General features: G+C 62.4%; 17 protein-coding genes. 4 read left to right on the top strand and 13 right to left on the bottom strand.

From position 1 onward, the window contains the following. The first annotated feature begins 79 nt into the window (after nucleotides 1-79). The gene (locus L4X63_RS11285; RefSeq protein ID WP_250678730.1) at nucleotides 80-526 is read left to right on the top strand and encodes a DUF2147 domain-containing protein; all 447 of its coding nucleotides are present in this window, start codon (nucleotides 80-82) and stop codon (nucleotides 524-526) included. Between the two features lie 84 nt (nucleotides 527-610). Further along, nucleotides 611-1009 carry a MerR family transcriptional regulator gene (locus L4X63_RS11280; RefSeq protein WP_250678729.1) on the top strand — a complete coding sequence of 133 codons (399 nt, stop codon included), beginning with the start codon at nucleotides 611-613 and terminating at the stop codon, nucleotides 1007-1009. Between the two features lie 222 nt (nucleotides 1010-1231). Here the strand turns inward: L4X63_RS11280 and L4X63_RS11275 are convergent, their stop codons facing one another. From L4X63_RS11275 to L4X63_RS11215, 13 genes are all read right to left on the bottom strand, one after another. Beyond that, complete coding sequence (locus L4X63_RS11275; RefSeq protein WP_250678728.1) at nucleotides 1232-1654, bottom strand: hypothetical protein; 423 nt, start codon at nucleotides 1652-1654, stop codon at nucleotides 1232-1234. Between the two features lie 62 nt (nucleotides 1655-1716). Continuing rightward, nucleotides 1717-3414, bottom strand: coding sequence for an acyl-CoA dehydrogenase family protein (locus tag L4X63_RS11270; RefSeq protein WP_250678727.1), 1698 nt, complete (start codon nucleotides 3412-3414; stop codon nucleotides 1717-1719). A gap of 24 nt (nucleotides 3415-3438) precedes the next feature. Next, complete coding sequence (locus L4X63_RS11265) at nucleotides 3439-4629, bottom strand: ATP-binding protein (RefSeq protein WP_250678726.1); 1191 nt, start codon at nucleotides 4627-4629, stop codon at nucleotides 3439-3441. Between the two features lie 212 nt (nucleotides 4630-4841). Beyond that, nucleotides 4842-5618 (bottom strand): enoyl-CoA hydratase, encoded by a 777-nt coding sequence (locus tag L4X63_RS11260; RefSeq protein ID WP_250678725.1) that lies wholly within the window; start codon nucleotides 5616-5618, stop codon nucleotides 4842-4844. A 29-nt stretch (nucleotides 5619-5647) separates the two neighbouring features. Beyond that, nucleotides 5648-6031 (bottom strand): acyl-CoA thioesterase, encoded by a 384-nt coding sequence (locus tag L4X63_RS11255; RefSeq protein WP_250678724.1) that lies wholly within the window; start codon nucleotides 6029-6031, stop codon nucleotides 5648-5650. A gap of 118 nt (nucleotides 6032-6149) precedes the next feature. Next, on the bottom strand, nucleotides 6150-7067 hold the full coding sequence (locus L4X63_RS11250) for an alpha/beta hydrolase family protein (protein ID WP_250678723.1): 918 nt from the start codon (nucleotides 7065-7067) through the stop codon (nucleotides 6150-6152). Between the two features lie 15 nt (nucleotides 7068-7082). Next, nucleotides 7083-7634 carry a chalcone isomerase family protein gene (locus tag L4X63_RS11245; protein ID WP_250678722.1) on the bottom strand — a complete coding sequence of 184 codons (552 nt, stop codon included), beginning with the start codon at nucleotides 7632-7634 and terminating at the stop codon, nucleotides 7083-7085. 163 nt (nucleotides 7635-7797) lie between these two features. Next, a complete protein-coding gene (locus L4X63_RS11240) occupies nucleotides 7798-9798 on the bottom strand; it encodes an oxidoreductase (RefSeq protein WP_250678721.1) in 2001 nt (666 codons plus the stop codon). A gap of 16 nt (nucleotides 9799-9814) precedes the next feature. Next, on the bottom strand, nucleotides 9815-10756 hold the full coding sequence (locus L4X63_RS11235) for an MBL fold metallo-hydrolase (RefSeq protein ID WP_250678720.1): 942 nt from the start codon (nucleotides 10754-10756) through the stop codon (nucleotides 9815-9817). Between the two features lie 190 nt (nucleotides 10757-10946). Beyond that, on the bottom strand, nucleotides 10947-12719 hold the full coding sequence (locus tag L4X63_RS11230) for an acyl-CoA dehydrogenase FadE (protein WP_284694584.1): 1773 nt from the start codon (nucleotides 12717-12719) through the stop codon (nucleotides 10947-10949). A gap of 164 nt (nucleotides 12720-12883) precedes the next feature. Next, nucleotides 12884-14056, bottom strand: a complete 1173-nt coding sequence (locus L4X63_RS11225; protein ID WP_250678719.1) for a thiolase family protein — start codon at nucleotides 14054-14056, stop codon at nucleotides 12884-12886. Nucleotides 14057-14237: 181 nt separating this feature from the next. Then, nucleotides 14238-16625, bottom strand: coding sequence for a 3-hydroxyacyl-CoA dehydrogenase/enoyl-CoA hydratase family protein (locus L4X63_RS11220; RefSeq protein WP_250678718.1), 2388 nt, complete (start codon nucleotides 16623-16625; stop codon nucleotides 14238-14240). Nucleotides 16626-16659: 34 nt separating this feature from the next. Next, a complete protein-coding gene (locus tag L4X63_RS11215; RefSeq protein ID WP_250678717.1) occupies nucleotides 16660-18468 on the bottom strand; it encodes an AMP-dependent synthetase/ligase in 1809 nt (602 codons plus the stop codon). A 598-nt stretch (nucleotides 18469-19066) separates the two neighbouring features. On the opposite strand from L4X63_RS11215, the gene L4X63_RS11210 reads away from it, so the two are divergent. After that, complete coding sequence (locus tag L4X63_RS11210; RefSeq protein ID WP_250678716.1) at nucleotides 19067-20392, top strand: OmpP1/FadL family transporter; 1326 nt, start codon at nucleotides 19067-19069, stop codon at nucleotides 20390-20392. A 49-nt stretch (nucleotides 20393-20441) separates the two neighbouring features. Next, nucleotides 20442-22781, top strand: coding sequence for an Ig-like domain-containing protein (locus tag L4X63_RS11205; RefSeq protein ID WP_250678715.1), 2340 nt, complete (start codon nucleotides 20442-20444; stop codon nucleotides 22779-22781). Nucleotides 22782-22828 lie beyond the last annotated feature (47 nt).

Raw genomic sequence — 22828 nt, 5'->3', positions numbered from 1 at the left:
GGATGGTTCCCCCACCCCCTCCCCCACCCCCTCCCCCCCTCCCTCCAGGGGAGGGGGAAAAGTCTGGAAAGGAAAAGTTATGAGAACTGCATTGCTGATACCGGCGTGCTTGCTGTTGACCTCTAGCGCCTGGGCCGCCGATACCGGTGCCATCACCGGGCGCTGGACGACCGAAAAGGCAAAATCCACCGTACTTATCTACCGTTGCGGGGAGAAATACTGTGCGAAGATCGAGGCGCTGAAGGATCCCCTCTACACCGACGCATCGGAGGGTCCCCCCGGAACACCGCGGGTCGACAGTCACAACCCGGAACCTTCCCACCGCAAGCGGTCGCTGGTCGGGCTGCAGTTCATGGAGGGGTTCACCCCGGCCGGGGACGGGAAGCTTGCCAACGGGACCATCTACGATCCGGAGAACGGTAAGACCTACCGATGCACCATCACCCTCAAGGATCCCCACCGCCTCGATGTCCGTGGATTTATCGGAATCTCGCTGTTCGGGCGCACCACCGTCTGGACCAGGTAACTGGGAAAAAATGCCTTCATATTAACTGCTTGACAACACACCTTGGTACACTGTATATGTCGGTAATTGACATGGAGGTTAAGTATGCGGCTTAGTTCCGATGAATATTTGCAGATCAGCGACCTGGCGAAGAAACTCAACATAACTGCGCGGACCATCAGGCTTTACGAGCAGATCGGGCTGGTGGACTCTCCCCAGCGGACCGAAGGCGGCATCCGGGTGTACGACAAGGAAGCGGTCAAGCGATTCAAGTTCGTGCTGAAGTTGAAGGAGTTGGGCCTTTCTCTGCAGGAAATGCAGGAGCTCGCATCGATCTACAAAGAGTACAAAAAGCCGGACAAGATCATGCCCCGGCTTATTGAACTTCTCGACACCCAGTTGAACACCATCCAGACCAAGGTGCGCAACCTGCAGTCGCTGGAGAAAGACATCTCCGAATACCGACACAAGATTGTGGATCTGTATCATCTGCCGAGCAAGTAGAGAGCATCATCCTGGCATAAGCTAACAGACAGAAAGAAACAAAGCCCCGCGCACCGTTAAAAGGTGCCGGGGCTTTTTAGTTAAACAGTTCCCCCTCCCCTTGAGGGAGGGGGTCAGGGGGTGGGGGAAGCGCCAACGGAGTGCCGAAGCCTGCCTCCCCCTCACCCTAGCCCTCCCCCTCCAGGGGGGAGGGAACATTCCTCACCGGGGAGGGAACGTTACTCACCTCATCGCCGCGCTGGTGGCCGCGGGGACGGGATCCGCGCTGTAACCAAGCAGCCAGTCTTTGGCGTCGGTGGAGTTGTCGAACAGCCTCAGGTTGTTCCGGCCCGACATCTTTAGCGACACCATGTAGACCAGCTTGCGCCAGCCGTTGACGCCGACCACCGCCCCCGCCTGTACGAACGGCTTGTTGTATTCGAGAAGCTCCTTGAACACCTCTTTCGCCTGATCGTCGAACTCCGTATCCGAGACATCGGTCAGGCTCAACAGCGTCCCCTTCTGCATCCTCGAAATCATCGGCTTTCCGTAGGCGATGACCTCCTTGATATCTTCCAAAGTGAGCCCCGAGAAATCGAGCTTGAAGATCAGCTTTCCTCCCTCCCTGATAAAGCCTACCCGCTGGACCAGTTCCGAATGTTTCATCTCATCCCTCCTTAACGTTCAACGTCCCGCCCGTTGCCTGCTCGAACCATTGTCCACGCTAGTTATTCCGACATCTCGTAGCAGCCGCTCAATGAGAGTACCTGCTCGTTCCAAACCCTGAGATAGCGCGCCTCATCCACTTCCGGTTTGGCGATCATCTTGAGGCACCCTTCCATCTGGCCGGAAGTGGTGCTCGTTTTGCTGTAAAGCTGGAGGGCGAACCTGGAGAAATCCCTCACCATGAAGTCGAAGATCTGGGCCAGCAGGTCGTCGCCGATCCCCATGAGGGCGGCGTTCTCGAGCACCAGCTGTCCGTAGACCACCAGGGTGAAAAGCTCGCCCAACGCCAGCATGAAATCGATGTCCCGCTGCTGCGCCTCGTCGGGCGGCGTCGCGCGCAAGAAGGCGGAGAGCGCCTCGATCTGGGAGACGAAGATCCTGACGTTGGCGAGTTGGCAGCTGTCGTAGACCTTGCGGTAGTCGTGGAAACGGATGGATCCGAGCCCCTTGGTCGGCCCCTGGTCGAAGAGGAAGCCGTCGTTGGCCGCCTCCAGCCGCCGGGGGACCAGGGGATACTCTCCCGGATTGAAGAAGTAGTTGACCATGAACTTGAGGATCAGCGCGATGTTGACATGCACCGTCCCCTCCAGCTTGGGCAGCGCCCGGATATCCCTGGCCGCGGTGTCGAAGTAGGTATCCTTCTCGAATCCCTTAGCGGCGATCACATCCCACAGGAGGTTGATCACGTCCTCCCCCTGGGTGGTAACCTTCATCTTCATCACCGGGTTGTAGAGGAGATAACGGCGATCAGTCGGGGAGGCCGAGCGGAAGTAGTCGGAGGCCCTCAAGGCGAAGAGCTTCATGGCGACCAGCCGCGCGTAGGCGTCGGTGAACATCTGCTTCACATGGGGGAAATCGGTCACCATCCGGTCGTAGAGCCGCCGGTTGGAGGCGTGGTTGATCGCCTCGTAGAAGGCATGGGTGCAGATACCGATGGAGGCCCAGCCGAGGTTGTATTTGCCGACGTTGACCGTGTTCAGCGAAGAGTCCCAGGCCAGGTCGCCGCGGGAAATGATGTCGGATTCGGCGATCGGGTAATCGTGGAGGATGAATTCGGAGACGTAGGACTGGGTGGCGGTGATGTTCTTCACGCACTCGTAGGCTTCGTGCTTGCTATCGACCGCGAAGAATACGTACTCGCTGGTGCCGGGGATCCTCCCGAAGGTGGACACCAGCGCGGCCTCGTTGCCGTTACCGATGTAGTACTTGTCGCCGCGGGCCAGATATTTACCCTCCCCGTTCGGGATGAGCTCCATGTCGGTCGAGTAGATATCCGCCCCGTGCTCCTTTTCGGAGAGGCCGAAGGCGAAGATGGCGCCATCGTCCAGAAGAGCGGCGGCCTTGCGGCGCACCTCCTCGTTCCGGCTCATCCATACCGGGCTGAGGCCGAGGATGGATACCTGCCAGACGTACCAATAGCAAAGCCCGTAGAAGGCCACCACCTCGTTGAAGACGCAAAGGCGGGAGGTATCCCAGCGGCAGTCGCTCCCGCCGTAGCCTGCCGGGGTGAGCAGGGTGGCGAAGATCTTCTCTTTCTTCACGAAGTCGATGAAGTCCTGGTACCAGACCCTGTTGAGGTCGTCCTCCTTGAGCTTCTTTTTCCCCTTCGCCTCGAAGAAGGCGACCGTCTTCTCGACGATTTCCCTCACCACCGGATCGGGGTGGCTGACGGCCAGCTTTTTCGGGTTGAATAGCATCATGTCATCTCTCCTTGCATCGCAATCTCATCCCTTGCCGGGGAGAAAGCTCCTGATTTTCTTCTTGATTCCGCTGATCACGTAGGGGGTGAGCCGCCCCTTCTCCTTGAGGATCTGGCGGTAGAGATCGTGGCGTTTAAGCGGCGGGAGTGGGCGATCCGCCTTCGGCACCATGGAAATTGCGCCGACCGGGCAGGCGGTGATGCAGGCGGCACAGCCGAGGCAAACATCCTCCTTGATCGCTGCATAGCGCCCGGTCCGCTCAGTGAATTTCACTCCCTTCGGCTGGCCGATTGCCTTCACGTTGCAGGAGGAGAAGCAGGCTCCGCAGTAGCTGCAGCGTTTGGGATCGATGACCGCAGTGAAGCCGGTCTTCCCTACCCCCTCATGGAAACCGTGCTGAACGCCGGCCATCAACTCGCAGCAGCAGCCGCAGCAACTGCAGATGAAGGACGGTTTCTGCCGGATGTTATCGGTAACGAAGGTGAGGTTGAAGGAGCGGGCGCGGTCGAGGATCTCCAGGAGCTCGTCGACGCTCTTGCGCTCGGCGAATCCGCGTCGGCAGAAGAACTTGGCGGCGGCACCGAGGGAGATGCAGATCTCCTCCACCGGAGCACCTTTCTTGCAGCTCTGGCCGAGGTGCTCCTTCTTATGGCGGCAGAAGCAAAGGCCGACGGCACCGCCACCGGCGTCAATGATGATCTGGCGGGTGCTCTCGTAGCTGACGATCTCGGAGGTGACCGGGATGTGCTCCTCATAGACGAGCGAGCGGGTAAGCGGAGTCTTGGAGCCGAAGAACTCGTCCCCCTGCCCTCTTCCGTTCTGGTCGTGCATGTACTCCGACATCAGGCGGGCGATCCGCTCCTGGGGGAGGTCGGTCCGGTTCTTCATGAAGGTGAACTCGAAGAAACCGATCAGGCCGGGAACCAGCAGGTAGTAGGTCACGCCGTTGTACGGCATGTCCATCAAAAGCCCCTTGTCCGCCATGCGGTCGAGGATGAGTGCCAGTTCGCCGGCGGGAATGCCGGTCAGCTTCACGAGCTCGGAAAGGGTGGCCTCCTCCAGCGGAAAACGGGAGGCGACGAAGGCCTCGCGCTCGTCGAAGAGAAGCGAAAGGATCTCGCGCAGCTTTTCGTTGTCCACCAGCCCAACCGGAAACATGTTCAACCGGTCGATCAGCGGGACCAAACTGCTCTTAGAACCGAGGTGATGCCCCATAAAGTCTCCAGTCCTCTTTAAACAACTTACAATTGCCTTCCCTCCCCCCTTGAGGGGGAGGGTCAGGGTGGGGGGGAGGCCGGAGTACGGCACCCAATGGAAGCTTCCCCCACCCCCTCGCCCCCTCCCTCCAGGGGAGGGGGAACCTTGTACGTCGGCTTACGGTTCCCCCCTTTGCGAAGGGGGGACAGGGGGGATTTGCCTTTCCGAAGTCAACTGAACTTGGAAAAATCCGGCTGCCGCCGCTGCATGAAGGCCTGCAGCGCTTCCGCCGCTTCCGGGGAGGCGAGCCGCTTCATGAACTGGGCCCCTTCTTCCACGATGGTCTCCTTGAGCCCTACCCGGTATTCGCGCTTCAAAAGCGACTTGGCGAGCCGGACCGAGGCCGCCGGCTGGGCCGCGAGCTTCACAGCCTTATCCCTGGCCACTGCAGCCAGATTCTCATCAGGATGGACCTCGGAGACGATACCGACCTCCCGTGCGGTCTGAGCCGTAAAAGTCTCTCCCAGGAGAAGGAGCTCCGCCGCCCGCTGGTGCCCCATCATGCGCGGCAGCAGCAGCGTGGAGCCCGCCTCGGGGCAAAGCCCCAGGTTCACGAACGGCATCTGGAAGGCCGCGCCTTGCGCCGCATAGACGAGGTCGCAGTGGAGGAGCATGGTTACCCCGACACCGACCGCCGCACCATTCACCGCCGCCACAATCGGCTTGCGAGCTTCGCTGATGGCCAGCAGGAACTGCATGACCGGGCTGTCGTTCCCGGTGGGAGGCGAGGCGAGAAAATCGGCGAGATCGTTGCCGCTGGTGAAGGAATCGCCGGAACCGGTCAAGAGGATGACCCGCACACTGTCATCCCCGTCGGCGCTTCTGAGCCTCTCGGAAAGCTCACGATACATGCTCAGGTTCAGCGCATTCTTCTTGTCAGGCCGATTGAAGCAAAGGGTGAGGATCCCCCCCTCGCACTGGCTCAGGATCTCCTGGGAGTTGCTCATAACTACATTCTCCTTCTGTTGCGAAACGGTCAGGCCAGAGCCCTGATACTTTCGGGGACCGGAACCGGAGCTCCGCTCGTTTTGTCGATACAGACCATGGTAGTGCGCGCGGTGGCGTAGACAGTGTCCTGGCCGTCGTGCAGACGGTACGCAATCTCGAAGCTGCTCGAACCTACCCGATCCAGCCACAGGGTCGCCATCACCTTCTGGAAGAGGACGATCGGGCGCTTGTACTCGCACTCGGCGCGCGCCACCACCAGGTAGACGTTATTGCGGGTGGCCTCGAGAAACTCGTCACCCATCAGCTTCACGCGGGCGGTCTCCAGATAGGTAAAATAGACGGCGCTGTTCACATGCCCGTAGGCGTCCAGGTCCGCGAATCTCAACTCTATTTCAGTGTTGTGCTCTTTCATATCGGTCTCCTTCTCTTGCCTCGTTTGCCGGACTGGGGGACAGGCCGGACAGGGGGCCAGGCACCTAACGGAGCCAGTCCCCTTCACCCCATCCATGAATATTCAGGTCCCCCCCTTGTCAAAGGGGGGACAGGGGATGGGTAGCAGCATGTTGCCTGAGCCACTCAAGGACCTGCGGAAAGTGGTCCTTGTCTGCGTCGCGGTGGGTCAGCATGTCGATGTGTCCATAGTCGTGCAGGTTGCCATTTGCCTTCGCGAGCACCGTAAACCGGCGTGCCTGCTTCCCCGCCGACTCCATGAACCTCCTGACATCCTCCGGGTGCCCCAGCGCGCCGTCGTTCTTCCCGGCCAGGTACCAGGCAGGTGGAAGCCTCAACTGCCGGATCACCGCTCCGTAGTCGAAGCCGTCGTCCGAATCGACCCAGGCGTCCTTGCGCACCCACTCAGAGCTCTGCCGATGGGACTTCCTGGTCTCGCTCTCCGAGCCGATCCCCATCCTGCGGGCGGGAAGGTAGCCGGCGGCCGCCGTCACCAAGTGGCAGAGGCCATTCCACATCAGATCCACCTTCACCAACCGCTCGAAATTTGCCACCCTCACCGTCCGCTTGCTCCCGAAATAAACGAGCGAGCTCACCGTATCGAGATACCTTGGGAAACGCGCCAGCACCGAGGAGAGGATGATCCCTCCCCAGGAATGGGCCACCCACTGCTGGGGAACCGGGCCGCGCAGCTTCATGATCGCCTCGATGAGCGCCGGTATATCCTCGGTAATCGCCTCGGTCTGGCCGAACCGGGAACCGCGCCCGATAGCCGGGGTGCTTTCGCCCCGCCCGCGGAGGTCGGCCACGTAGACGTCGAATCCCTGGCGGGCCAAGAAGGGAGCGAGCCCCTTACCGGAGCCGGAGTAAAAAATCCGGCCGCTCTCGATGGCGCCGTGCAGCATGAACACCACCGGTCCCCGCGGGTCGCCACACAACCTCAGCAGGTGGAGGTTGTCCCCGGTGGGAAGCGGAACCGCTATCGGTTGGCGGACCATGAGCTTACGGCCCGGTTAGTGGCCGAGCATCCCCGCCTTGAGATCATCGTCGGCGGGTTTGTTGCCAAGGTAGATGGCGAGAATGGCCGGCCCGAGCTGGGGCGACGACACACTCCCCATCGCCTTGCCGTTGTGCTTTACGCTCACCTTGCCGCCGGCGCCCAGATAGATGTCCACCGTGTCACCACGCACGAAGTCGTCGGTGAAGAGGGACAGGAAGCGCTTGACCTCGACCGAGTTGGCAATGGCCGGCGTGTTGTTGGCGAATCCCTCGCGGAAGGCTTCGATGATCTTCTCTTTGCCCACCTTGGAGTACAGGAAGTTCATCCGGATCAGTTTGTCGCCCGGATCGCGCAGCGCTTCGGCGGCGGTGCTGAGCTTTTTGGTGGCGTAGAGGGAACCGATGTAGACCTTGACGAAGAACTTCTTCCGGATGCCGCTGCCGTTGAGGTTGAGGGCATGATGGTCGACGGTTACGGTCGGTTCGATGGCGACCCCGGCGATTTCCTTGGCCGGAGCGATCCCGGCCATCAAAAGGGTTATCAAAAGCGCCAGCAGAATTCTCATGTCTATTGCTCCTTAGTTTTAGTTCCCTCCCCCTTTGAGGGGAAGGGTCAGGGCCTCCCCGCCGAAGCATGGTGCGAAGGCGGGTGGGGGGGAGGCCGGCTTCGGTACTTGGTCGAAGCTTCCCCCACCCCCTAGCCCCCTCCCTCCAGGGGAGGGGGGACGATTACAGCTTCCTTCCGGCGGCGAAGCCGGCGTGGATGGCGTCGAATACCATGGCGGGTTTCGTTGCGTCGCCGACCACCTCGAATGGGATTCCCCTGGCCTCCAGCACCTCCACCAGCGGGGCATGGCGGCGGGTGCCGACGGCCAGAACGACAGTGTCTGCGGGGATCTCTTCGGCAACGCCGTCCACTTCGATTGTCACGCATTCGGCGGTGATCTCCACCACCCTCGCCTTCAGCTTGCTCCTGACCCCGAACCTCTCCACGTCCTGCATCATTCCCCAGCGGGTGCTCTTGCCGAAGTTGGTACCCATCTCGTCCAGCATCTCGATCACGGTGACCTCTTTGCTTCCGCGGGTGGCGAGGGCATAGAGGGATTCCGGGGTCTCCGCGCCATGCACCAGGAGGAACTTGAGCGCGTCGCCGGAAAGGGTTCCCTGTTCCGCCAGCATCAGCGCGGTCTCGATGCCGACCGCCCCGCCGCCGATAACCGCCACCCGTTTCCCCGATACCTTCCTCCCCTTCAGGATATCCCAAGCCTGCAGCACATGGGGAAGCGATGCGCCCGGTATGGGGGGACGCACCGGCTCACCGCCGGTGGCAAGCACCACGGCATCGGGAGCCTCGGCATCGAGCAGAGCGGCATCTACTTCAGAGCCCAGCCTGACGGTTATGCTGGATAAGGCAACCTGGTGGTCAAGGTCGCGGGCCAGTTCCAGGAATTCTTCGCGTCCCGGAGGAGCCCCGGCCAAAAGGAGCTGGCCGCCGAGCCTGCCGCTCCGCTCGTGAAGGGTCACCCGGTGGCCGCGTTCGGCGGCGGTAAGAGCGGCGGTCATCCCGGCGGCCCCGCCCCCGATGACCATGACCTTACGGGGAGTCTCGGCAGCGGTCACCGCCCGCGACTTCTCGTAGCCAGCCTTCGGATTGCAGAGACATTCCACCGCCCGCAGCTTGAAGAGGTTGTCGAAACATCCCTGCCCGCAGGCGACACAGTGGACGATCTCCTCCTCGCGCCGCTGGCGTGCTTTTTCCGGGAAGAAGGGATCGGCGATCAAGGCGCGGCCGATGGCTATCATGTCGCAGCATCCCTCCTCCAGAAGCTCCCGGGCGACGGCAGGATCGTTAATGCGGTGGCTGGCGATGATGGGGATGGCAACCCTTTCCTTGACGCCGCGGGCCAGGTAGGCGAAGACACCGCGCGGCACCTCTGCGACGATCTGTGGGACCTGCGCCTCGTGCCAGCCGACGTTGATGCAGAGCGCGTCGACCCCGGCCTCGGCCAATCTCACTGCGTACTCGACGAGCTCTTCGCGGCTGGAGCCGTTTTTCATGAACTCGTTGCCGTTCATCCTCACCACCAGCGGGAAGTCCGCTCCCACCGCGGCGCGGACCGCCCCCACCACCTCCAGCCCGAAGCGGATCCGGTTGTCGAAGGAGCCGCCGTAGCCATCGGTCCGCTTGTTGGTGAGCGGGGAGAGGAATTCGCTGATCAGGTAGCCGGTCCCGGAGAGGATCTCGACCGCGTCGAAGCCGGCCTCCTTCACCCGCCGCGCCGCCTGGGCGAAGCTCTCCACGATGGCGGCGATCTCGTCGGCCTCCAGCTCCTTTGGGGTCTCGCGAGTCAACCGCGAGGCGATCGCCGAAGGTGCCACCGGCTGGCGTCCCCCCATCAGCATCGAGTGGTTATAGCGGCCAGCATGGTTCAACTGCACCGACGAGCGGGCGCCGTTCTCCTTGATAGCGGCGGCCAACCGGGTGAGTCCGGGGAGATAGATGTCCTTGTGGGCGCCGATGTTGCCGGGATTGCCGGAGTGCTCGTCCACGGTGGCATAGCCGACCGTAATGAGCCCCGCCCCCCCGCGGGCGCGCTCCGCGTAGAAATCGACCAACCTATCCCCAACGGCGTAGTTGGCGGCCATGTTGAGGTGCATGGCCGGCATGAAGATCCGGTTTTTGACCTCCAGGCGGTTGATGGTGATCGGTTGAAAAAGAGGGTCGTGCATGGTGTTTCTCCCTTGGCTACCCGGCGGCCACAACATTGAAAGGTTCGGCGACCCTGTCGAAGAGCCCGATCCGCTCCAGGGAGGACCTGAGCTGGGATGGCTGTTCGATGAAGTCCAGCATGAAGACCATCTCCGAAGCCTTTAGGTAGAGGTGGAAAGGATCGGTGATCCTCCCCTGGAAGATCCGGTCCACCATCTCCGCCACCGGGATCCCCCGGTAGGGCAGGAGACGCGCGGAGCGTTCGAGGAGGGTGGTCACGTAGAAAACAATGGCCTCGTCGACCCCGTCAACGGAGTCGCGATGCCCCGGCATGATCCGCTTTCCCCGCAGGGTGGCGAGCTTGACGAGGGAGTCGCAGTAGGCGTCGTAGTTCCGGAAGCGCCGGGAAAAGTTGTCCAGATCGATGTCAAGAAGGGGCGCCTGGAAGATGTTTCTCAGCAGCAGGTCGCCGGTCACGGCACAGTCGCCGGTCAGATAAACCAGGTCGCTTTGGGAATGGCCGGGGGCGGCAAACCACTCGATGCCGAGCTCGGCTATCTCAGGCGACTCTTCCACTACCCGGTACCACCTGGGACGTTCCGGGAAGACCTTGTGCGCCTGGTACGAGTCCCGCAGCCCCAACACGAACTTCTTGGAAAAGCCGCAATCGAGCAGGAGCCTGGTGATGCCAGCGATCCGCTCGTCGTGCCGTTCGAGCTTGATGGCGTCCTGGCGGGGGATGTAGACGTCCGCGGAGCTGTTATCGAGGATGAAGTTGACCAGGCCGTAGTGGTCGACGTGACAGTGGCTGATGAAAAGGTACTTGAGGCGACTCAGGTCGACGCTCGAGCAGAGGGCGAGCTCGCCTTCACGGGTGGGAGGGCCGGTGTCGAAGAGGGCCAGCCCCCTTTCGGTCTCGGCAGTGTAGAAGTGGACTTCCCCGACCATGTAGGGGGTGGTTACCGTGTGCTGTCGCATAGGCTTGGGACTCCACGTTGCGGGCGAGGGAGGTTGTCGCCGGCCCAGAAGCAAATCCCCCCTCTCCCCCCTTTGACAAGGGGGGGGACCTAGTGGCCCCTCTCCGGGGGGGGACCTAGTGGCATCTCTCCCGGGGGGGGGACCTAAAGACCCCTCTCCCGGGGGAGAGGGGATACTTCGACTTCTCTTTTTAGAACACGTGCTTCTCCGCCTCGATGGCGGCCGCAGCCAACTGGCGCTTGGCCTGCAGAAGGCCGCTGGCGTCGTACTTGGTGAAGCGGCGGATACCGGCCAAAAGCATGGTCAGGTTGTCGCCCGACTCGATGTAGTAGGCGGCCCGCTTGGCGGCGGTGGCGGCTTTCTCGGAGGCGTTGAAGGCAAAGATCTTCACCGCCGACTCGACCGACTTCCGCTTGGCCTCGCTCACGCTGGCCATCATCTTCTCGGCGCGCAAGACGGCGCTTTCGATGGCGAAGATTCCGATGGCCACATCGGCCACCGCCATGAGAATCTCCTGCTCGTCCTTGATGTTGTTCATAAACTTCTGGACGCCGGAGCCTGCCAGCACCAGGAAGGCCTGCTTGAGCCCCGCCACCAGCGCCTTCTCGGCCGCGAACGGCACATCCTCCAGCTCCTCGAAGGAAGGAGACATGAGCGATTCGAAGGCCTTCATCGCCTCCTTCTGCAGCGGGATCTCGCCTTTCATGGCGCGCTTCAAGATGATGCCGGGGATCAGCAGGCGGTTAATCTCGTTGGTCCCCTCCCAGATGCGGTTGATCCTCTCGTCGCGGTAGAAGCTCTCCGCCGGGTACTCGGCGATGAAGCCGTAGCCGCCGTGGATCTGGACCACCTGGTCGACCACGTCGGCCAGCACCTCGGAGCAGAAGACCTTGGCGATGGCGCACTCGATGGAGTACTCCTCAATCCCTTCCTGGTAAGCCTCGTAATAGTTCTCGGTTCCTTTCGGGATGGTGGCGAGGCGGTCGTCGATCAGGCCTGCCAGGCGGTAGACGACCGACTCGGAGGCGAAGATGGCGGCGCTGGCGTCGGCGATCTTCTCCTGCAGTGCGCCGAAGGAAGAGATGGGGACCCCGAAGGCCTTTCTCTCGTTGGCGTAGCGGATCCCCTCGGTGATGGCCCGCTTGGCAGCGCCGGTGACACCGGCACCCAGCTTGAAGCGGCCCACGTTCAGCACGTTGAAGGCGATCTTGTGCCCCTTGCCGATCTCGCCCAGGAGGTTCTCCACCGGGACCTTGGCGTCTTCCAGGATGATCTGGGTGGTGGAGGAACCGCGCACCCCCATCTTGTGCTCCTCTGCCCCGACGGAAAGCCCCTCGGTGTCGCGCTCGACCAGGAAGCCGGTAAAGTGCTCCTTGTCGATCTTCGCGAAGACGGTGTAGAGGTTGGCGATACCGCCGTTGGTGATGAACTGCTTGGTCCCGTTAAGGATGTAGTGCTTGCCGTCCTCGGAGAGCCGCGCAGTGGCCGAGGCGCCGAGGGCGTCGGAACCGGAGCCCGGCTCGGTCAGGCAGTAGGCGGCGACCCACTCTCCGGAGATGATCTTCCCGAGGTACTTCTCCTTCTGCGCCGGGGTGCCGTAGTAAACGAGCGGCAGGGTGCCGATGCCGGTGTGGGCCGAGTAGGTGACCGAGAAGGAGCCGGCCGGGGCCAGCTTCTCGGCGGCCAGCATGCTGGTGGCCTTGTCGAGCTCGAGCCCGCCGTACTCCTCGGGGGCGTCGATCATGAGGAGCCCGAGCTCGCCGCATTTCTTCATCAGCTCCACGTTGAGCGGAAGGTCCTTCTCCTCCAGCCTTTCGCGGTGCGGAAGCACCTCGTTGAGGACGAACTGCTCGGTGGTCTCGCCGATCTGGCGCTGTTCGTCGGTGAAGTCCTCGGGGGTAAAGATGTCATTCTTGCCTGCTGCGGAGATCAGGTATTCCGCGCCTTTGAATAGCTTTGCCATGATGTCACCTCGCTTAGGTTTATTGTCATCGTAACCCTGATCCTCCCCCCTTTGAAAAAGGGGGGGCGGGGGGGATTTGCCTCTTGGCTGCCTGAAATCAAATCCCCCTAAATCCCCCTTTTTCAAAGGGGGACTTGAACGTCCGAGGGGGAATGGTGAAGCTGCTACACTCGCTCGAATATCCCGGCGGCGCCCATGCCGCCGCCGATGCACATGGAGACGATCCCGTAGCGGGTCTTGCTCCGCTGCATCTCGTGGACGATGCTGGCGGTAAGCTTCGCCCCGGTGCAGCCGAGCGGGTGGCCGAGCGCGATGGCGCCGCCGTTGACGTTGACCTTGGCCGGGTCGATGCCGAGCTCGCGTACGCAGGCGAGCGACTGGGCGGCGAAAGCCTCGTTCAGCTCGAAGAGCCCGATCTCGTCCAGCGAGAGGCCGGCCAGCTTCAGCGCGGCGGGAATGGCGGCCACCGGGCCGATCCCCATGACCTCCGGCGCCACCCCTTTCACCGCGAAGGCGACGAAGCGGGCGATAGGCTTCTTGTCGAGGCGCTTGATGAACTCTTCGGAAACCACCATCACCGCGGCGGCGCCGTCGGTCATCTGGGAGGAGTTACCGGCGGTGACGGAACCGTTGGCCTTGAAAGCGGGCTTCAGCTTGGCGAGCCCGGCGGCGGTGGTGTCCCCGCGGACGCCATCGTCGATCTCGACGGTCTCGGTCTTTTTCTGCATCTTCCCCTTCACGAGCGCGTAGCTCTCGGCCTGCACCGGGACGATCTCGTCCTGGAACTTCCCGGCCGCGATGGCGGCTGCCGCCTTGGCGTGGCTCTGGGCGGCGAAGGTGTCCTGCTCCTCGCGGCTGATCTCGTAGCGGTCGGCGACCAGTTCGGCGGTGATCCCCATGGAGGCGAAGGACTCCGGCCAGGAGGCCATCAGCCCCGGGTTGGCGCTGTACTTGGAGCCGCCCATCGGGATCATGCTCATGCTCTCGGCGCCGCCGGCAATGATGCAGTCCGCGAAACCGGCGATAATGCGCTCGGCGGCGCTGGCGATGGTCTGCAGCCCCGAGGAGCAGAAGCGGTTGACGGTCTGGGCGGGAACCTCGACCGGCACCCCGGCCTTGAGAGCCGCCACGCGGGCGAAGTTCATCCCCTGCTCGCCTTCCGGGAAGGCGCACCCCATGATGATGTCTTCGACCAGCAGCGGATCGACCCCGGTCCGGTCCAAAAGCCCCCTGATGGCCGCAGCCGCCAGGTCGTCCGGCCGGACATCCTTCAATTTCCCTTTCTTGGCCCGGCAAGCGGGAGTGCGGTAAGCCGCTAAAATATATGCCTTTCTCATCGTATCCTCCGTAGGCCGCGTTGAGTTTCGAAACGCGACACTCCATTGTTGACGCAGGTTGTTGTAGACATCGGAAGTCCCCCTTTGCAAAAGGGGGATTTAGGGGGATTTGGCCCATGCTGCCGACGGCGGGAAATCCCCCCCTGCCCCCCTTTTTCAAAGGGGGGAGAGTGGAAGGTGGTTAATTCCTAAGCGGCTTCCCTTTCTTCAGCATGTGCTGGATACGCTCCAGGGTCTTCTTCTGCCCGCAGAGCTTCAGGAAACCTTCGCGCTCCAGGTCGAGCAGGTACTGTTCGGTGATCAGGGTGCCGGACGGGATGTCGCCGCCGGTGATGACGTCGGCGACAGTGCCTGCCAGGAACTGGTCGTACTCGGAGATGAAGCCCCCCTGCTGCATGTTCCAAAGCTGGGACTTGATGGAGGCGGCCACGCCGCGTCCCGGCGCCTTGAGGTTCACGAGCGGGCGGCCCGGACGGTAGTTGGCGGCCAGCGAGATCGCCTTCAGCTTCGCGTCGTGGATACGGCGGTCGACATTCATGGTGATGGCGTCGCCCTGGCGGAGGAAGCCCATCGGCCCGAGCTCGGCGGCCGACATGGAAACCTTGGCCATGGCGATGTTCATGAAGTTCTTGAAGATGAACGGGGTCGCGTCGATGTCGTTCTCCTCGGCGAGCTTGATGGCGCGGATTGCCATCTCCTTGGTCCCGCCGCCGCCGGGGAGAAGGCCCACCCCGATCTCGACCAGGCCCATGTAGGTCTCGGCGTAGGGGATGATGGCGTCGGAATGGAGGCAGGTCTCGCAGCCGCCACCCATGACCAGGTTGTGGGGAGCCGCCACCACCGGGATCTTGGAGTACTTGATGGCCATCATCGCCTTCTGGAAGTTGTTGATGGTCATGTTGATCTCGTCGTAGGCACCTTCCGCGATGGCCATGACCAGCAGCATGAGGTTGGCACCCGCCGAGAAGATGGTTCCCTCGTTGGCGATCACCAGGCCGACGCCGTCCTGCTCGGCCCGCTTGATCCCCTTGTGGACCATGGAGAGGATCTCGCCGCCGATGGCGTTCATCTTGGTGTGGAATTCGAGGCAGAAGACGCCGTCGCCGAGGTCGAGCACCGAGGCGCCGGAGTTCTTCTCCACGACGCCGCCGTTCTTGCGGATAATGGAGAGGCTCACCTGCCCCGGAGCCACCGGCACCTCGCGGAACTGATTCCCGGTCACGCAGAGGTATTCACGCTTGCCGTTCTCGAAGCGGTAGAAGCGCTCGATGTTCTTGAGAGCTGCCGGGACCGTCACCCCGTCCTTCTCCGCGCGGTTGACGAAGTAGGAAACCCCGATGGCGTCCAGCATCTCGAAGGGGCCGAGCTCCCAGTTGAAGCCCCACTTCATGCCGTTGTCGATGTTGACGACGTCGTCGGCGATCTCGGGGATCCGGTTGAAGGTGTAGATCAGGGTATCGCGCAGGTTCTTCCAGGCGAATTCGCCCGCCTTGTCCTTGGACTCGATGAGCGCCTTGAGCCTTTGGCCCGGATCGTCGATCCCCTTGGCCGCCTCCACCGAGGCGAACTTGGGACGGGTGGCGGGTTTGTACTCGCCGGTCAGGTAGTCGTAGTAGAAGAACTCCTGCCCTTTCTCACCCTTGACCTTCTTGAAGAAGCCCTGCCTGCTCTTGTTACCCAAGAGCCCCTTCTCTACCATCTCCCCCACGAAGGAGGGGAAGTTGAAGATCTCCCGCTCCTCGTCGTTGGGAAGCAACTGGTAGGAGTTGTCGGCCACATGCTTCAGGGTGTCGATGCCGACCAGGTCAGCAGTCCGGAAGGCGGCCGACTTCGGGCGGGCGGTGGCGGGACCCGCGATGGCGTCGACCTCTTCCACCGTCATCCCCATGGAGACCATGTTCCTGACGCAGTTGCAGATGGCGTAGACCCCGATCCGGTTGGCGATGAAGTTCGGGGTGTCCTTGGCGGTCACGATCCCCTTGCCAAGCCGGGTGGAGAGGAAGTTCCCCATCGCTTCCGCGACCTTGGGATCGGTGTAGCGGCAGGAGACGATCTCCATCAGGCGCATGTAGCGCGGTGGATTGAAGAAGTGGGTCACCAAGAAGTTCTTCCTGACCTCCTCCGGGAGGCACTCGGCCATTTCGTTGACGGAGAGTCCGCTCGTGTTGGTGGAGAGGATGGCGCCCGGCTTGAGGTTCGGGACCACCTTCTCGGTGAAGAGCTTCTTCTTGATGGCCATGTTCTCGATGACCACCTCGACCACCCAGTCGCACTCTTTGAGGCGCCCCATGTCGTCGTCGAAGTTGCCGGTCTCGATGTAGTCGGCGTAGCCGGGAAGGAAGAAGGCGGCCGGCTTCATCTTCATGAGCCCGGTAAGCCCGTCGGCGGCGATGCGGTTTCTCACGGCTGCGTCGGTAAGGCCAAGCCCCGCCTTCACTTCGGCTTCGTTGGGCTCTCTCGGTACGATATCCAAAAGCAGTACCTGGATCCCTGCATTGGCCAGGTGGGCGGCGATGGTGGCACCCATCACCCCGGCCCCCAGTACGGCCACCTTGTTGATCTGATTCATGGCAATCCTCCTGTCGGTTATGACCAATCCTGTCTCATTCGCCCTGGTCGGCGTAGAGATCCTCAATTTTGTGTTTGTACTTCTCGTAGATGACCTTGCGCCGCAGCTTCAGGGTGGCGGTCAGTTCGCCCCCATCGATGGAGAAGTCGCGCGGCAACAGGACGAACTTCTTGATGCTCTCGTATCGCGCCAGCCTTCCGTTGATCTCGGCGAGCCGCTGTTCGAAGAGCTTGTGGACGGCGGAGTGCATCACCAGGTCGTCCAGGTCGACGTAGTCGATGTGCTTGGACTTGGCGAACTCCAGCACCCGTTCCATGTTGGGGACGACCAGCGCCACCAGGTAGGGCTTCCTGTCGCCGTACACGAAGGCCGAGGAGACGTACTTGTCGAGTTTCAGCTCGTTCTCGATCGGCTGGGGGGCGATGTTCTTTCCGCCCGCGGTGATGATGAGCTCCTTCTTCCTATCGGTGATGTAGAGGAAGCCGTCATCCATATGCCCGATGTCGCCGGTTTTGAACCAGCCATCCTCGACCGCGGTGGAGGTCGCCTCATGGTCGTTGTAGTAGCCGACCATCACCTGCGGCCCGCGCACCATGATCTCGCCGTCCCCGGCAATCTTCACCTCGGTGTCCCGCAGCGGGATGCCGACCGATCCGAAGCGGACGTGGTTGAAGTTGTTGAACGAGATGGCAGGGCTGGTCTCGGTCAGCCCGTACCCTTCGAAGATAGGGATACCGATGATCCAGAAGAACTCGTTGATGGTCTTGTCCAGGGGAGCGCCGCCGCAGCAGCAGAGCTTCATCCGGCCGCCGAAGCGGGCCCTGATCTTGCTGAAGATGAGCCGGTCGGCCAGGCCGTACTTGAAAGCCAGCATCGCCGACGGCTGCCTCTTCACGAACTTCGCCTCGACATACTGCTTGCCGACCTCGATCCCCCAGTGGAAGAGGCTCCTCTTCACGACCGGCATATGGTGCACATTCTCGAAGATGCGGTGGTAGATCTTCTCGAAGAGCCGCGGCACGCTCACCATGACGGTCGGGCTCACCTCCATCATGTTCTCCGGGATCTTCTCGATGCTGTCGGCGAAGACCATGAGCGCGCCGTTTCTGATGGCGGTGTAGTAGCCGGCGGAGCGCTCCAGCACGTGGCTCAAGGGAAGAAAGCTCAGGAGGACGTCGTTGTCCCCCACCGCGCCGCTTTGCTCGGTCAGATACTGGGTGTTGGTGAGGATGTTCCGGTGGGAGAGCATGACCCCCTTGGGGACCCCGGTGGTGCCGGAGGTGTAGATGAGGGTCAGGATGTCGTCCGGCCCCAGGCAGTCGATCCCGCACTCGAGCTCGCGCCTCTCCTGCTCCGTGATCGGGTGATCCACCTCGGAGAGCTGGTAGAAGGTGCAGACCGGCAGCGCGCTGTCGCCCAGGAAACGCTCGAAGGAAACCACCAGCTCCACGTCGGGGATCGACTCCCGCACCTTGAGGAGCTTGTAGTACTGGAAGCGGCTGGAGACGAAGACGATGCGGGCGCCGCAGTGGTTCAGCATGTACTCGATCTGCTCCGGGGTGTTGGTCGGATAGATCGGCACCGTGATCGCCCCGGCGGCCAGGATCCCCATGTCGGCGATGACCCACCCGGCACGGTTCTCGGAAAGGATGGCCACCCGGTCCCCGGCGCGGACGTTCATCTTCTTCAGGCCGCGGGCGGCCATCAGGGCCCGGTCGTAGTACTCGGCGTAGCTCAGGGTGACGAATCGCCCCTGCTTCCGGTACTTGAGCGCGAGCTGGCCGTCGAACCTGGTAGCGTTCCGGCGCAGCATGTCGGGAATCGATTTGAAGGATTTGTCCATCGGTTGCCTCCTTCGGCGTGGCTTAGCTTGAGCGAACACTATATGACCTTAACGCTCATGTCAAGTATAATTCTTTTCTATTTTTTTCGACCACGCCAAAAACGCTTCAGAATTAAAGGCTGCGACTCTTCTCCCCCCCCCTTTTTCCGTAACCCTCCCCTATCCTCCCTCATCGGCATCGGATTTCTCTTTCTCTATATAAATAGTAGGCGATCCACCGCCGCCGGCCGGTGCCGGCTTGCCAAATCCGGAAAAGCATGTATATTTTCACGAAATTACGAACTACCAGTGCGGCCCGGGGCGCAACCGGCGAAAGGACGCTTTACCGCGGACGATAATTTATCCCGGGCGGATTTTTTATTCTTGACATAAACGTCAAGGTGATTTAAACAGCATTACCAAAATAACGTTTTATTGACAACGTAAACGCCCCTCGTAACTGCCGCCCAGCACCCTTCCCGTTTAGCAGGGAGAGCGCGGGCGGAGGCGGGGATAAATAGTCCGGTAACCAAGCGTAAAACGGGTGAAATTGCACAGATCGGCATCGGAAGATTTCATGAAGCAGCGGCCCGGCAGCGGACCGCGAAAGGAGAGGAACATGGGAAAGAAGCTCGTATGTTGCGCCGTCGGGGCGGCCATCCTCGCGACGGCGGGATTGGCCCAAGCCGCAGGGCTGAAGATCAATGAGCAGGGAGCCAAGGCGATGGGTATGGCCAACGCCTTCGTGGCCCAGGCCGACGATCCGACCGCCCTTTACTACAACCCCGCCGGCATCGCCTACCTCAAGGGGGCCCAGGTCAACATGGGATCCCTGCTGATCTCGGTGCCGGAGACCAAGTTCAGCGGCACCACCGCCCTCTCCGGCTCCAGCCCGGTGGAGGAAGAGGCCAAGAAGGATCTCTTTATCGCCCCTTCCCTCTACGCCACCTACAGCCTGGAACGGATACCGCTCACCTTCGGCCTCGGGATCAACTCGATCTATCCGCTGGCCAAGAGCTGGGACGATTCGAGCGCCTTCCGGAACCAGGTCCAGAACATCGCCGTGAAGCCGGTCAACTTCCAGCCGACCGTCGCCTACCTTTTCGAGGACTGGAACCTGGCGGTAGCCGCCGGTCTCGACGTGACCCACGCCATCGTCACCCTGTCCCGCTCGGTCTATGTCCCCGACCCGACCAACCCCGGCACCCCGGCCGAGCTCGGGATCATGGGTCTCGACGGCACCGCGACCGACTTCGGCTACAACTTCGGCCTCATGTGGAAGCCGATCAAGGAGCTCTCCTTCGGCGCCTCCTACCGCAGCGAGGTCACCCTCCACGTCGATGGCGCCTCCAACTTCCTCGCCACCACCCAGGCCGGTGCTGCCGCCATCGGGCAGAGCGCCAACTTCAACTCCTACAACTCGCGGCTCCGCGCCACCTCCAAGTTCACCTCGGATATCACGCTGCCGGACGACCTGAATCTCGGCGTCGCCTGGCACCCCAACGACGCCTGGGTGGTGGAATTCGACGCCGACCGCACCGGCTGGAGCTCGATCGACAAGCTCCTCTTCTCCTTCAACAACACCCAGTTCAACAATTTCAACAACCAGCCCATCGAGACCAAGTGGAAGGACGCCTGGTGCTACCGGCTGGGCGGTCAGTACTCCTACAACAAAAACGTCGACCTCAGGGCAGGCTACGCCTACGACACCAACCCGATCCCCTCCTCATCCCTGGGGCCGATGCTTCCCGATGCCGACCGCCACAACGTCTCCATCGGTATGGGGCTTCATAACGACTACGCGACCCTGGACCTGGCCTACATGTGGGTCCACTGGCTGAATCGCACGGTCGCCAACCAGGACGCCGCCACCCTGACCGGCGAAAACGGGTCCTTCAAGAGCGATGCGCATCTCTTCGGCGCCAACGTCACCATCAAATTCTAGGCGAGCCGGGCAACGAGGCCCCTCCCCTGCTATTTAGCGAGGTACGATCATGAAACTCGTGACACGTTTTGTTGTAATTCTCGGGTTCCTGCTGGCGATGGCGTGCAGCAGCGACAACCATGAACAGTCCGGTGCCCTCAGCACCAACCAGGCGCTCTTCGACCCGACCACCAGCACCATTCCGCTCCCCAACGTCCTGGCGACCGCGGTGGCGGCCAACCCGCTTACCAGCTATACCAACCCGCTCACCGGGGCGACCGGCGCCCGTCCGGCCAATATCCCGATGGATCCCTTGGAGGCGCTCGCCTACGTGAACCTCAAGGAAGTTGGCGGCACCAACGCGGTAGCGGGCTTGAACGCGCCGGTCTATATCCGTTTCGGCCAGCCTCTCGATGCCGCTTCGGTGACCCCGGCCACCATCAAGGTCTTTCAGATCACCGGCGACAGCACGAGCCCGCTCGCTACCGAGAATAACCCGCTCACCTTCACCGACGTCTCGGGGATGTTCACCTACCAGTACGCGGCAGGCGGGACCGACGTTTTCCTCTTCCCCAACTTCCCGCTGCAGCCCGCCACCCGCTACCTCTACGTGGTCACCAGCGGCGTGAAGGATGCGGCGACCGGCAAGCCGGTTATCAGCTCCACCTATTTCGATGCGCTGAAATCCACCATTCCGCTGATCGGCCCGTTCGCCCCCCTGGAGCCGATCCGTGCCAACGCCATGACCGGCACCAGCATCCAGCTCTCCGGCTATGCCAAGGTGATGAACGACCTGATCACCGCCTCGGCCACCACCGGCATCGCCAGCCGTGCCGACATCGCCGTCATGGGACGCTTCATAACGACCGCCGCCGGGTACGTAGCCCCCGACGCCTCCCAGCCCGCCAGCGTGATCCCGGTAGAGAGCGCCCTGCGCGCCTTCGCGGCCGGGACCAACCTCCCCGGCGGGCTCCCCGGCAAGACCTGGGTGAACGGAGTCGCCAACACCCAGACCTTTCCGGGTGCCGCCTTCTGGACCGCCGCGGGTGCTCCCGGCACCGCACCGGCGGGCCTTTCCAGCGTTACCACCGGCACCCTCAACAGCGCCGACCTCTCCATGGACCCGGTGGTGGTCGCGGCCAACGCGGGGAGCATGGACCTGACAGGCGTGACCGGCGCCGACAACCCGGCCGCCGGGGTGGTGCAGCCGTTCCGCAGCGGAGTCAACCTGGTCGGCTACTACCATGTCCCGCGCGCGATACCGTTCATCTACCTGGCCCCCGCCACCCCCAACGGCAAGCTGGTCATCTTCCAGCACGGGATCACCGGGCAGAAGGAACAGGTGCTGGCGGTGGCCCAGACGCTGACCGGCGCAGGCTACGCGGTGGCCGCCATCGACCTTCCGCTCCACGGAGCGCTGGCGGTGACCGGACACAGCAACCCCACCCTCTGGGGGCAGGATTTCATGGCCGTGGGCGCGCCCTTGGCCACCCGCTCCAACATCGAGCAGGCCGCCTTCAACCTGGACCGTCTCGAATTCTCCATCAGGACCGGCGCCCTGGTCGCGGCAGGGATCGCCGCCGCCCCGCCGGCCGAGATCAGCTACGTCGGGCTTAGCCTCGGCTCAATCGTGGGGGCCTACTACCTGGCCGGGAACACCACCCTTTCCGCCTCGGTTCCTCCCTACACCCAGGCCACGCTCAACAACGACATGAAAGGGTTCCTGAGCGTCCCGGGCGGCCGGCTCGCCTATCTCATCAAGGACAGCCCGGCCTTCTCCCCCAGCATCAATGCCGGGCTCGCCGCCGTGGGAATCAACGTCGGCACCCCGACCTATAACCAGTTCTTCCTGCTGACCCAGTCGGTGATCGACCCGGCCGACCCGGCCAGCGTCACCACTCCCTTGGCCGCCGGACTGCCGTCGCGGCTGTCGGGACGGGTCGTGATGCAGGAGGCGGTAGGCGACCAGGTCATCCCCAACAGCAGTACCCGCTATCTCGGCAACGCCCTCGGCGGCAGGGGTGTCCTTGGCTCCGCCGGAGCGGCGGTGGCCCCGGGCTTCGACCAGCTGGCCTACCTCTCGGGGAGGGTACCGGCCCAGTTCATGTACACGATCGCCGGAGGCCAGGTGGCACCGAAGACACAGGCGGCCCGTGCGGTGACGGCGGCCGGGAGCACGCCTTCCGAGGGGTACTTCCAGTTCGACCAGACCGGTATCGGCCATGGATTCCTGATCGACAACAGCACCCCGGCCAACACCGCAATGGCCCAGCTCCAGATGGCGTACTACCTCCTGCAGGGAGCGGTGGTCGATCCGACTACCGCAGGCGGCGTATCCGCCGGGGCGGCCATCCCGATAGCGGCCCGGGAGATCGCCTTCCCGAGAACGATCAAGATACTGGCACATTGAGGACCACCACGCGGCGGGGCTTCGGCCCCGCCGCTTCGAGGGATGAA

The sequence above is a fragment of the Geomonas sp. Red32 genome (assembly GCF_023652955.1).
In the GTDB taxonomy this organism is placed as follows: Bacteria; Desulfobacterota; Desulfuromonadia; order Geobacterales; family Geobacteraceae; genus Geomonas.
Note: the sequence above shows the minus strand (reverse complement) of the source record. Positions and strands in the feature narration are given on the sequence as shown.

Excerpts from the sequence above, each read along its gene's own strand:
- L4X63_RS11285 (WP_250678730.1), top strand. The coding sequence starts at position 80 with ATGAGAACTGCATTGCTGATACCGGCGTGCTTGCTGTTGACCTCTAGC.
- L4X63_RS11280 (WP_250678729.1), top strand. The coding sequence starts at position 611 with ATGCGGCTTAGTTCCGATGAATATTTGCAGATCAGCGACCTGGCGAAG.
- L4X63_RS11275 (WP_250678728.1), bottom strand. The coding sequence starts at position 1,654 with ATGAAACATTCGGAACTGGTCCAGCGGGTAGGCTTTATCAGGGAGGGA.
- L4X63_RS11270 (WP_250678727.1), bottom strand. The coding sequence starts at position 3,414 with ATGATGCTATTCAACCCGAAAAAGCTGGCCGTCAGCCACCCCGATCCG.
- L4X63_RS11265 (WP_250678726.1), bottom strand. The coding sequence starts at position 4,629 with ATGGGGCATCACCTCGGTTCTAAGAGCAGTTTGGTCCCGCTGATCGAC.
- L4X63_RS11260 (WP_250678725.1), bottom strand. The coding sequence starts at position 5,618 with ATGAGCAACTCCCAGGAGATCCTGAGCCAGTGCGAGGGGGGGATCCTC.
- L4X63_RS11255 (WP_250678724.1), bottom strand. The coding sequence starts at position 6,031 with ATGAAAGAGCACAACACTGAAATAGAGTTGAGATTCGCGGACCTGGAC.
- L4X63_RS11250 (WP_250678723.1), bottom strand. The coding sequence starts at position 7,067 with ATGGTCCGCCAACCGATAGCGGTTCCGCTTCCCACCGGGGACAACCTC.
- L4X63_RS11245 (WP_250678722.1), bottom strand. The coding sequence starts at position 7,634 with ATGAGAATTCTGCTGGCGCTTTTGATAACCCTTTTGATGGCCGGGATC.
- L4X63_RS11240 (WP_250678721.1), bottom strand. The coding sequence starts at position 9,798 with ATGCACGACCCTCTTTTTCAACCGATCACCATCAACCGCCTGGAGGTC.
- L4X63_RS11235 (WP_250678720.1), bottom strand. The coding sequence starts at position 10,756 with ATGCGACAGCACACGGTAACCACCCCCTACATGGTCGGGGAAGTCCAC.
- L4X63_RS11230 (WP_284694584.1), bottom strand. The coding sequence starts at position 12,719 with ATGGCAAAGCTATTCAAAGGCGCGGAATACCTGATCTCCGCAGCAGGC.
- L4X63_RS11225 (WP_250678719.1), bottom strand. The coding sequence starts at position 14,056 with ATGAGAAAGGCATATATTTTAGCGGCTTACCGCACTCCCGCTTGCCGG.
- L4X63_RS11220 (WP_250678718.1), bottom strand. The coding sequence starts at position 16,625 with ATGAATCAGATCAACAAGGTGGCCGTACTGGGGGCCGGGGTGATGGGT.
- L4X63_RS11215 (WP_250678717.1), bottom strand. The coding sequence starts at position 18,468 with ATGGACAAATCCTTCAAATCGATTCCCGACATGCTGCGCCGGAACGCT.
- L4X63_RS11210 (WP_250678716.1), top strand. The coding sequence starts at position 19,067 with ATGGGAAAGAAGCTCGTATGTTGCGCCGTCGGGGCGGCCATCCTCGCG.
- L4X63_RS11205 (WP_250678715.1), top strand. The coding sequence starts at position 20,442 with ATGAAACTCGTGACACGTTTTGTTGTAATTCTCGGGTTCCTGCTGGCG.